Source organism: Flavobacterium undicola (assembly GCF_009909155.2).
GTDB classification, from domain to species: domain Bacteria; phylum Bacteroidota; class Bacteroidia; order Flavobacteriales; family Flavobacteriaceae; genus Flavobacterium; species Flavobacterium undicola.
On record NZ_JAAAPM020000024.1, the window covers coordinates 61,279 to 70,356 of the forward strand.

The 9,078-nt window shown below is 31.3% G+C and carries 8 protein-coding genes; 1 reads left to right on the plus strand and 7 read right to left on the minus strand.

From position 1 onward, the window contains the following. From GTZ96_RS13770 to GTZ96_RS13795, 6 genes are all read right to left on the minus strand, one after another. A complete protein-coding gene (locus GTZ96_RS13770) occupies window positions 1–648 on the minus strand; it encodes an acetyltransferase (protein ID WP_161644490.1) in 648 nt (215 codons plus the stop codon). Then, window positions 642–1,718 carry a DegT/DnrJ/EryC1/StrS family aminotransferase gene (locus GTZ96_RS13775; RefSeq protein WP_161644500.1) on the minus strand — a complete coding sequence of 359 codons (1,077 nt, stop codon included), beginning with the start codon at window positions 1,716–1,718 and terminating at the stop codon, window positions 642–644. Before GTZ96_RS13775 ends, GTZ96_RS13770 begins: the two co-directional genes overlap by 7 nt. After that, window positions 1,718–2,473, minus strand: a complete 756-nt coding sequence (locus GTZ96_RS13780; protein ID WP_161644491.1) for an FkbM family methyltransferase — start codon at window positions 2,471–2,473, stop codon at window positions 1,718–1,720. Before GTZ96_RS13780 ends, GTZ96_RS13775 begins: the two co-directional genes overlap by 1 nt. Beyond that, a complete protein-coding gene (locus GTZ96_RS13785; RefSeq protein WP_161644492.1) occupies window positions 2,470–3,315 on the minus strand; it encodes a hypothetical protein in 846 nt (281 codons plus the stop codon). Before GTZ96_RS13785 ends, GTZ96_RS13780 begins: the two co-directional genes overlap by 4 nt. Then, window positions 3,315–4,577: an ABC transporter ATP-binding protein gene (locus tag GTZ96_RS13790; protein ID WP_161644493.1), complete on the minus strand. Its 1,263-nt coding sequence runs from the start codon at window positions 4,575–4,577 to the stop codon at window positions 3,315–3,317. The genes GTZ96_RS13785 and GTZ96_RS13790 overlap by 1 nt, the downstream gene beginning before the upstream one ends. Window positions 4,578–4,771: 194 nt before the next feature. After that, window positions 4,772–5,641 carry an ABC transporter permease gene (locus GTZ96_RS13795; protein WP_161644494.1) on the minus strand — a complete coding sequence of 290 codons (870 nt, stop codon included), beginning with the start codon at window positions 5,639–5,641 and terminating at the stop codon, window positions 4,772–4,774. Between the two features lie 247 nt (window positions 5,642–5,888). Here GTZ96_RS13795 and GTZ96_RS13800 point away from each other — a divergent pair, with 247 nt between their 5' ends. Then, window positions 5,889–6,626 carry a tyrosine-protein phosphatase gene (locus GTZ96_RS13800; protein ID WP_161644495.1) on the plus strand — a complete coding sequence of 246 codons (738 nt, stop codon included), beginning with the start codon at window positions 5,889–5,891 and terminating at the stop codon, window positions 6,624–6,626. Between the two features lie 208 nt (window positions 6,627–6,834). Here GTZ96_RS13800 and GTZ96_RS13805 read toward each other — a convergent pair whose 3' ends face one another. After that, entirely contained in the window at window positions 6,835–8,739 is a 1,905-nt protein-coding gene (locus tag GTZ96_RS13805) for a polysaccharide biosynthesis protein (RefSeq protein ID WP_394368017.1), read from the minus strand. Window positions 8,740–9,078 lie beyond the last annotated feature (339 nt).

A 9,078-nucleotide genomic window follows, 5' to 3' on the forward strand; every position in this document is an offset into this window, starting at 1 on the left:
TTAAAATTCTAAAGGCATTAATTCTTTAATAATTTTTCCAGGTATACCTACAACCAAACAATTATCAGGAACATCTTTATTTATAACAGCTCCTGCACCTACAACAACATTTTTACCAATAGTCACTTTTGGCAAAACTGTTGCGTTAGTCCCTAAAACACAATAATCACCAAGTATACAATTTCCTGAAATACTAACTCCAGGAGATAACTCTACAAATTCACCGATTATAGAATCATGTCCTACTGTGCAATTTAAATTAATCAAAGAACCTTTTTTTATAATAACATCTGAAGTAATAACTACTCCTGTCATTATATTAGACCCTATTCCTATTTCATTACCAAAACTACCAATACTTGCAAATGGACTTATTGTAGAAGAAAAGACCCCTCCTAAATCAATAAATTTATCATATAGTTTTTTTCTTAAAACAGGATTTCCAATTCCGATTGTAAATCTATTATCAATTGTTTTAAAATAAACTAAAGCATCTTCAATAGTCTTTAATATAGGGAATCTGTTATATAAAGTTTCATTTACTTCTTCATTAATGTCATCATAAAACGCCAAGTTATCTGTCTGATTTAATTGATGAACAACTTCTAAAACTTCTTTCGCAAAACCTTTAGCTCCTATAATTAACATAAACTAGTATTAATAAGTAAAATGATCTTTTCTAACTCCTCTAATTTTAAATCTACATAAAGAGGTAAACACATGACACGAGATGCAATACTTTCTGAAATTGGCATTTCAAAACCTTTTGTGTATTCTATTGTATTTAATGATGGATAAAAATATCGCCGTGGGAAAATATTATTATCATTTAATTTTTTTTGAACTTTAAGCATTTTTTCTTCCGTTTCAAAAATAAGCGGATAATAACTATAATTCCAATATGTATTCCCTCTAATTTTTAAAGAATAAACTTCTAAAAAATCTATATTGGCATTATAAAATTCAACTATTTTTTTTCTTTCATAAATTATTTTATCTATATAAGGCAAAACTGCCAATCCCATAGCGGCTTGCAATTCAGACATTTTAGCATTAATTCCTAGACCATGAAAAGCCAAAGGCCCGTTATGCCCGAAATTATGACTATAAAACAATTGGTGTCGTAAATCAGTATCATTTGTAAACATTGCTCCGCCTTCGCCTGTATGAAAAAGCTTGGTAGCATGAAAACTACAGGTACTTACATCTCCATAATCAAAAATAGATTTCTCTTTATACTTTACCCCAAAACAATGTGCCGCATCATAAATCACTTTTAAATTATATTTTTGTGCAATATTTTCTATAGCCTCAACATGGCAAGGATTTCCAAAAACATGTGTCGCTAATATAGCCGTTGTTTTATCTGTAATCGCTGCCTCAATTTTAGTTTCATCAATCGTCAAATATTCAGGATGAATATCTACAAAAACAGGGGTGCAATTTTGCCAAACTATAGCCGCAGTGCCTGCTACATAACTAAAAGGTGTTGTTATAATCTCTCCATTACTACTTAATAAATTCAAGGCAATCTGCAATGGAATAGTTCCATTGGTAGTAATGATAATATTAGAAACGGTTAAATATTGTTTTAACTTTTCTTCCAGTTCCAATACCAATTCCCCTCTATTTGTAAGCCATTGATTATCCCAAGCCCTTTGTATTTGCTTGTTATATTCTTCTATTGGAGGAAAAAAAGTTTTGGTTACGTTTATCATCATAATATTACTTGCGAGTCTATAAATCCATTCTTTTTCACGAACACTAATTCTACCAACCACAACACTTGTGGTTTAAAAGGTCTGTTTAAATCTGTTATTTCAAACAATCGGTATCCATTTTCATCCATGAAATTAATTATTTTCAAAAAACTATTATCAAAAATTTTATTAACCACACCTGCTTCAACCATAAATATTTCAGTTTTCCCAAAAAAATTGCTAGCTCCATTTAACACCTCAACATCTAATCCCTCAGCATCTATTTTTATAATATCAGGTATTGGCAATTGACTATCCAACAACAGTCTATTCAAAGTAACTACAGGAATTTCTATTTGTTCAAATCCCTCTTTTTTTGCTTGTGCTGTTATATAACGAAAAGAACAGCTATCATCTCTATCCACTATCGTAAATTGACGAACAGTGTCTTTGTCTCCTGCTCCAACTGGAAAAAATTTCACTTTATTATTTTCATCTAATATATCTCTTACTGATTCTTCCATCCAATATTGAGGCTCAACTAAAGTATAATAGGCCTCAGGAAAATGAAACAATGCAGTTCTTGTCCAAGTACCATGATTGGCTCCAATATCAACAATATGTTTGGGAATAAAACCCATTCTTTTTATTGTATCATAAAAATTAAACAACAAATGATCCTTACTATTTGTGTTTAATATCATTTCATCTGTATTCACTTTTTTTAAAGTATACCCCAGTTTATTAATAATTTTTTTAAATATCTTTTTCATTTTAATTCTATAATTTTTTTTATATGAAAAAGTACGCTGTAAACAACTCTCTTAATATCAATGAAATATTTTTTTTCACCGGTACCGGTATGAGAAATATATTCAACCAAACTAAAATAATCTTTATGATTCCAAGTTCTAGACAAAGATTTTTTCAACTTTTCTAAAGTATAGGGATGATTAAAATCTTTATAACTATCCCAAGTCAAATGCAATGCTGATGATTGTTTGGTTCTTCCCCATTTTTTATTTTGTATATTGTAACAATAATTTGCCATTGAAAAATCTGTTATTGATTCTTTTCTCTCTTCTCTATATTTCCAATATTTTAAAAAATCTACTGTTCTTAACATTAATAAATGAACTCCAGTTCTTGCTTCATAATAATCATCTTCCTCTGAAATATCTTCAGTAATCCAAAATATAGACTCAGGAAAATTGTCTAATGGTAAGTTTATTTTATCTAATGAAACACCACAGGCAAAAAGATCACTATGATTATCCATAATGTTAATAATCTCTAAATATGATTTTTTATTTTCTATTAATAAGTCTCCATCCGAAATAATAAAATAATCATGGGCTGACATTTTTTTTAATTCCCTATCAATTACAATTTCTAAAGAATTATTTGATAAATTTCTATAAAAAAAATAACATGAATGAATTTTTCCTCTATTAATTTCCTTCTTTAAAAAAACTCTAATTTCAGTCGAATTAATACTGCCGTTTTCAATTACAATAATTTCTAGAAATTCAGATAATGCGTAAAAAGATTCTAAAGACCTTTTAATTACATCAAAATCAAAATAAGCTAAAAAAAATAAGGTGGTCTTTTTCATTAGTCTATACTTATCTCAGATTTTATATTTGGTCTAATCAATCCACTATGATTACCATACCAAGAAGAATTTCTTTCATTTTCAACTATTTCAAATTTTAGAATTTCATCAAAACAATAGAAGATTTGAGAATGATTTACAACTACCATTACTTCCACAGAATAAAAACCTATATTAAAAATATTGCTTGGTATATTAAATGTAGCATTTAGCAATCCTGCCTTGGAATCAATTATTTTAGTGTAAGAATTAAACAAAAGAACTTTTTCAACATTAAAAATGTTTAAACTTAAATTTACAGAACCTACTTTAAAATCTGAAACCCAAAATTTAAAGATGATATCAAATTTCTCGTCTAACAAAATATAGTTGTTATTAGTTATTTTTGAAATTTTTGCGTTTTTTAATTTTACAAAATTATTCCCGATACTATTTTCTTCATTTTCGTATTTAACTTCCATAACTGTACCGGTATCATTTAGATAACTTTCAATGATTTCAACTGTATTCCCTTCTTTAATTTTAATCCCATTTTCTAAAATTATTACACGGGTACACAAACTCTTCACCGCTGCCATATTATGACTCACAAACAACACCGTTCTACCTTCACCTTTTGAAATATCCTGCATCTTGCCAATGGCTTTTTTCTGGAACTCGGCATCACCTACGGCAAGAACCTCATCAATTACTAAAATTTCAGGTTCCAGGAAGGCTGCTACGGCAAAAGCCAAACGAACTGTCATTCCCGAACTATATCTTTTTACAGGTGTATCAATATAACGTTCGCAACCAGAAAACTCAATAATTTCATCAAGTTTTGAGGCTATTTCTTTCTTAGTCATTCCGAGAATTGCCCCATTAAGGAATATGTTTTCGCGGCCTGTCATTTCACCGTTAAATCCTGTTCCTACTTCAAGCAATGAGGCAATACGCCCTCTGGACTTAATACTTCCTGTGGTGGGAGCGGTAACTTTTGAAAGGATTTTTAATAAGGTCGATTTCCCTGCTCCGTTTTTCCCAATAATTCCTAAAACTTCACCACGCTCTACCTCAAAATTGATATCCTGCAATGCCCATACATAATCGGATGTTCCCTTAGTAGAACGATCATTGGTGTCGCCAATTTTCAAATATGGATCTTCTTTCCCACGAATGCGATGCCACCATCGATTCAAGTCGTGAGTCAGCGTGCCTGTTCCTACTACCCCCAGTCGGTATTGCTTAGAAATATTTTCGGCTTTTAAGATTATATCTTTCATTTTTTTGTTGTGGGATGTCAGTTATGAGTTATGGGTTGTTGGTTCTAATTTCTTTTTTTACCCCTGCCCCTAAAGGGAAAAAGAAATTGGGACGTTCATTTTAATCCTGTACGTTATAATTTTCGGTTCCCTTTAGGGCTGGGGAAAAACGAAAATTTATTCACTACCATCCACTTCTAACTTCTGACTTCCTACTACACTGTATCAATAAAGTTTTTCTCTGTTCGATTAAAAATAAGCAATCCTATGAAAAACAGCAAAATGATTAACACAAAAGTATAGACCAATCCGAGAATTGAAATCTGACCAATATTTAACAATAAATACCGGGTGGTTTCAACAATATAAGCCAGAGGATTGTAATCTATCAACCAGGCATATTGGGGCATTTTTTCGGAAATTAATGCCATAGGATATACCACCGCAGAAAGATACATCAATAATTGAACTCCAAATCCAATTAAATAGCTAAAATCACGATATTTAGTCACCAAAGAAGAAATAATCATCCCTAAACCCAAGCCTAAAATCCCCATCATAACTACTAAAATGGGGAAGAAAATTACAAAATGATTTAAACTTATAACTGCTCCAGTGCAATAAAAACAAAGATAAAAAGCAATGAAAATAAAAAACTGGATTCCAAATCTCAACAAATTGGAAATTACTACCGAGAGCGGCATAATCAGTCTTGGAAAATACACTTTCCCAAAAATTCCTGCATTAGACGCAAAAGTATTTGAGGTCCCGTTAAGACAGGCTGTAAAATAATTCCACACTGTGATTCCAGCCAGATTAAACAAAAACGGTGGAACGGCTCCTGTTTGTATACCCGCCACAGTATTAAAGATAATAGTAAAAGTAATTGAAGTAAACAAAGGCTGAATCAAATACCAAAGTGGTCCCAAAACCGTTTGTTTATATACTGTGATTACATCCCTTTTCACGAAAAGTAACAACAAATCACGGTACTGCCATACTTCTTCGAGATTAAACGAGAAAAATTTGTTCTTGGGTGTAATTTCAAACAACCAATCCGCTTCATATTTATCTGTTTGTTTCATTTTTTACTACGAGCCTTTATCGAATTATATGACTAAATATACTACCCTATCTTTAGTCTAACCAAATATAACCGACCACCGGCATAAAAATTGGTTAAAGAAAACTATTTCGATAGTAAAGTTGCCTGTTGTAGGTTATGAATTATGCGTTGTGGGTTGTGGGTTGTGGGTTCTCTGTTGTGAGTTTCGCAAAAAACCACAAACAAAAAACCACAAACAATTGAACACTTTTTCCTATCTTTACAGCATGTTTACATTATTCAAATCCAAGCCCGTTCTTAAGGATCTTATTCCTGATAATCATGTTGACATACATTCTCACCTTCTTCCTGGAATTGATGATGGGGCGAAAACTTTTGAAGATTCTTTGCGTTTAACTAAGGCGTTGCAAAACATAGGAATAACCCAAATAATTACTACTCCACATATTATTCAGTATATATGGGAGAATACCCATGAACAAATTATCGCAAATAAAAATAATACGGTACTGGAACTAAGAAAAAAAGGTATAGATATGCCTTTTCAGGCTGCGGCAGAATATTTAATGGACGATCAATTTATCCGTTTGTTTCAATCGGATGATTTATTGACTTTGAAGGATAATTATGTATTAGTTGAAATGTCATACATCAACGCTCCTATCGAACTGTACTCGATATTATTTGACTTACAAATAGCTGGTTACATTCCTATTTTGGCGCATCCGGAACGCTATTTGTTTTATCATAATAATTTTAATGAATACGAAAAACTCAAAAAAGCAGGTTGTTTGTTTCAACTCAACTTACTGGCTGTAGTTGGTTATTATGGGGAGAATATTGCTAAAATAGCAGAACAGCTACTTCAAAAAGGAATGTATGATTTTGTAGGTTCTGATATACATCATGATAATCATATTGCCGCTTTCGAGCTAAAAGTAAAATTAAAAGATATCAATCCGCTTAAAGAAGTTATTGCTAACAATCAGTTTTTTAAGTTCTAGTTTTTTTACCACAAATTATTGTTTATAATCTTTGCGAAAAAACTTTGCGTTACTCTGCCTATCTGCAGACAGCTTTGCGGTAAAAAATCTATACTGTATAACTTATACCATTTAGAAATATAAAATAATCCGATTTTCCAACTCCCTCTCCTTTGGAGAGGATTGGGGTGAGGTAAACAAAAAAACTGGTTTATAATTCTAAATAGTATTATTTATCTAATACCTCATAAGTAGAGTTCATACTTTTAAACTCAGGTACTATTTTTTTCATTTTGGTTACGATTGCGTCTTTTTTATGAAAGTTCGAAATGGTAATGAGTTCTTCAATTTCATCGTGCAAAATTTCAAACTCTTCTTGAATTTCTTCGGCAATCATAATTTTGTGATGGTGAGTAGGAATTGTTTTTGAAGAATCATTCAATAATTCTTCATATAATTTTTCACCTGGTCGCAAACCCACAATTTTAATTTTTATATCTTCATCAGGAATGAAACCGGCAAGTTTGATCATTTTTCGAGCCAAATCGATAATCTTGACTGGTTTTCCCATATCGAAAATGTAAATTTCGCCTCCTTTGCCCATGGCTCCTGCTTCTAAAACTAACTGACAAGCTTCAGGGATAGTCATAAAATACCGAATGATATCAGGATGAGTGATTGTTATAGGTCCTCCCGCAGCAATTTGTTTAGTAAACAAAGGCACTACTGAACCATTAGAACCTAAAACATTACCGAATCGGGTGGTAATAAACTTGGTACTCTTAGCATTTCTATCAACATTCGATTTTAATTGTAAAGACTGGACGTATTTCTCGGCAATACGCTTGCTTGCTCCCATTACATTACTAGGATTTACAGCTTTATCCGTAGAAACCATAACAAAACTCTTCACCTTGAATACGCATGCCAAATCAGCTATATTTTTAGTTCCTTCCACATTAGTCAAAATGGCTTGTGAAGGATTTGCTTCCATTAAAGGCACATGCTTATAAGCAGCGGCATGATAAACTACTTCTGGCTGATAATGACTAAAAACAGTATTCATAGCATCTCTATTCCTAATATCGGCTACTACTGTTACAATATCAACATGGGTATCCAAATTATTTAACTCCAAACACAAATTATGCAAAGGAGTTTCAGCCTGATCTACTGCTACAATTTTTTTAGGTTTAAAAAGTATTACCTGTCTGACTATTTCACTACCTATAGAACCCGCAGCTCCTGTTATTAAAATAGTTTTGTCTTTTAGCTGTTTCGAAATTGCCTTTCCGTCTAGGACAATAGGTTTTCTATCCAATAAATCTTCAATTTGGATACTTTTTACTTTTTGAGAAATTTCTTTTTGATTTTCCCAGTCCGTAATTAAAGGGACAATATATACTTTGTAATTGAACTCTAAACATTGTTCAACAATTACCAATCGTTCTTCTTTTGACAAACTTTTATCGGCAATAATTACTCCTTCAGCACCAATAGAACGCATCAAGGTAGGCAATTTTTTCTTTTGAATTAAAATAGGTAAATCCATCATTCTCTTGGACGAATTTTGGCTGTTTTTATCCACAAATCCCACAATTTTAAATCGGGTAGGCGTTTCTAATTTTAATGATTTGGCTACAGCCAAAGCATTAGCATCTGTACCATAAATTATAGTACGAGGTAATTTTATATCGTTTCTTTCCGAGAAAAAATGTTCAAAAACTTGTTTTATCACAACACGATACAAAAACAAACCACAGAAAGAAAGCACCATATTAATAAAAAGGGCAGTATTCAAGTAGATTTTGTATCCATAAAAAAGTTGGAACACAAAGTTAAAAACAACAAAAAAAACTAAAACTGAAACTTGAGAAAACAATAATTTTATGGCATCCGTATAAGATGAATGCCTTATAATACCCGCATAAGTTCTAAAAACCCAGAATGAAAAAACATTCATTCCCAGTAAAAAACAGATATAAGGTAATTTGTTATCAAAAGCAATATAATGTAAACCTACACCATTAATAATTAGTTTTGTAAATAAAAAACTAAAAATCAGAACCACCAAATCTATTCCCACAACAATCCATCTCGGCAGATAGCTTAAGTTGCGTATATTAAGTATTATATTTTCTCTTGAAAAAAAGTCAGGATTTACAAAGCCTGAACCAGAATTTTTAGTATCACTCAAAACCTATATTTTTTTAAAGATTACTCCTGTTATCAAAAAGCAAAAATAATATATAAAAAGTTAATAAAACAGAATAAACTCATTCTATTTTATAATCAAAAAATAATTTTAAACCCATTGGCTGAAATTAATTTTTTATGATAATTTTTCGTCAGTTCGAGGTATAATTTTTTTACAAAAAAATGCAATATAAAATGACGTTATCTTTGTTAATAACCTGAATTAGAATTAGGCAGTGTAACAGTAAAGCAAATTAGTGTTATTTACCTGAGTTCG

Excerpts from the sequence above, each read along its gene's own strand:
- GTZ96_RS13770 (WP_161644490.1), bottom strand. The coding sequence starts at position 648 with ATGTTAATTATAGGAGCTAAAGGTTTTGCGAAAGAAGTTTTAGAAGTT.
- GTZ96_RS13775 (WP_161644500.1), bottom strand. The coding sequence starts at position 1,718 with ATGATAAACGTAACCAAAACTTTTTTTCCTCCAATAGAAGAATATAAC.
- GTZ96_RS13780 (WP_161644491.1), bottom strand. The coding sequence starts at position 2,473 with ATGAAAAAGATATTTAAAAAAATTATTAATAAACTGGGGTATACTTTA.
- GTZ96_RS13785 (WP_161644492.1), bottom strand. The coding sequence starts at position 3,315 with ATGAAAAAGACCACCTTATTTTTTTTAGCTTATTTTGATTTTGATGTA.
- GTZ96_RS13790 (WP_161644493.1), bottom strand. The coding sequence starts at position 4,577 with ATGAAAGATATAATCTTAAAAGCCGAAAATATTTCTAAGCAATACCGA.
- GTZ96_RS13795 (WP_161644494.1), bottom strand. The coding sequence starts at position 5,641 with ATGAAACAAACAGATAAATATGAAGCGGATTGGTTGTTTGAAATTACA.
- GTZ96_RS13800 (WP_161644495.1), top strand. The coding sequence starts at position 5,889 with ATGTTTACATTATTCAAATCCAAGCCCGTTCTTAAGGATCTTATTCCT.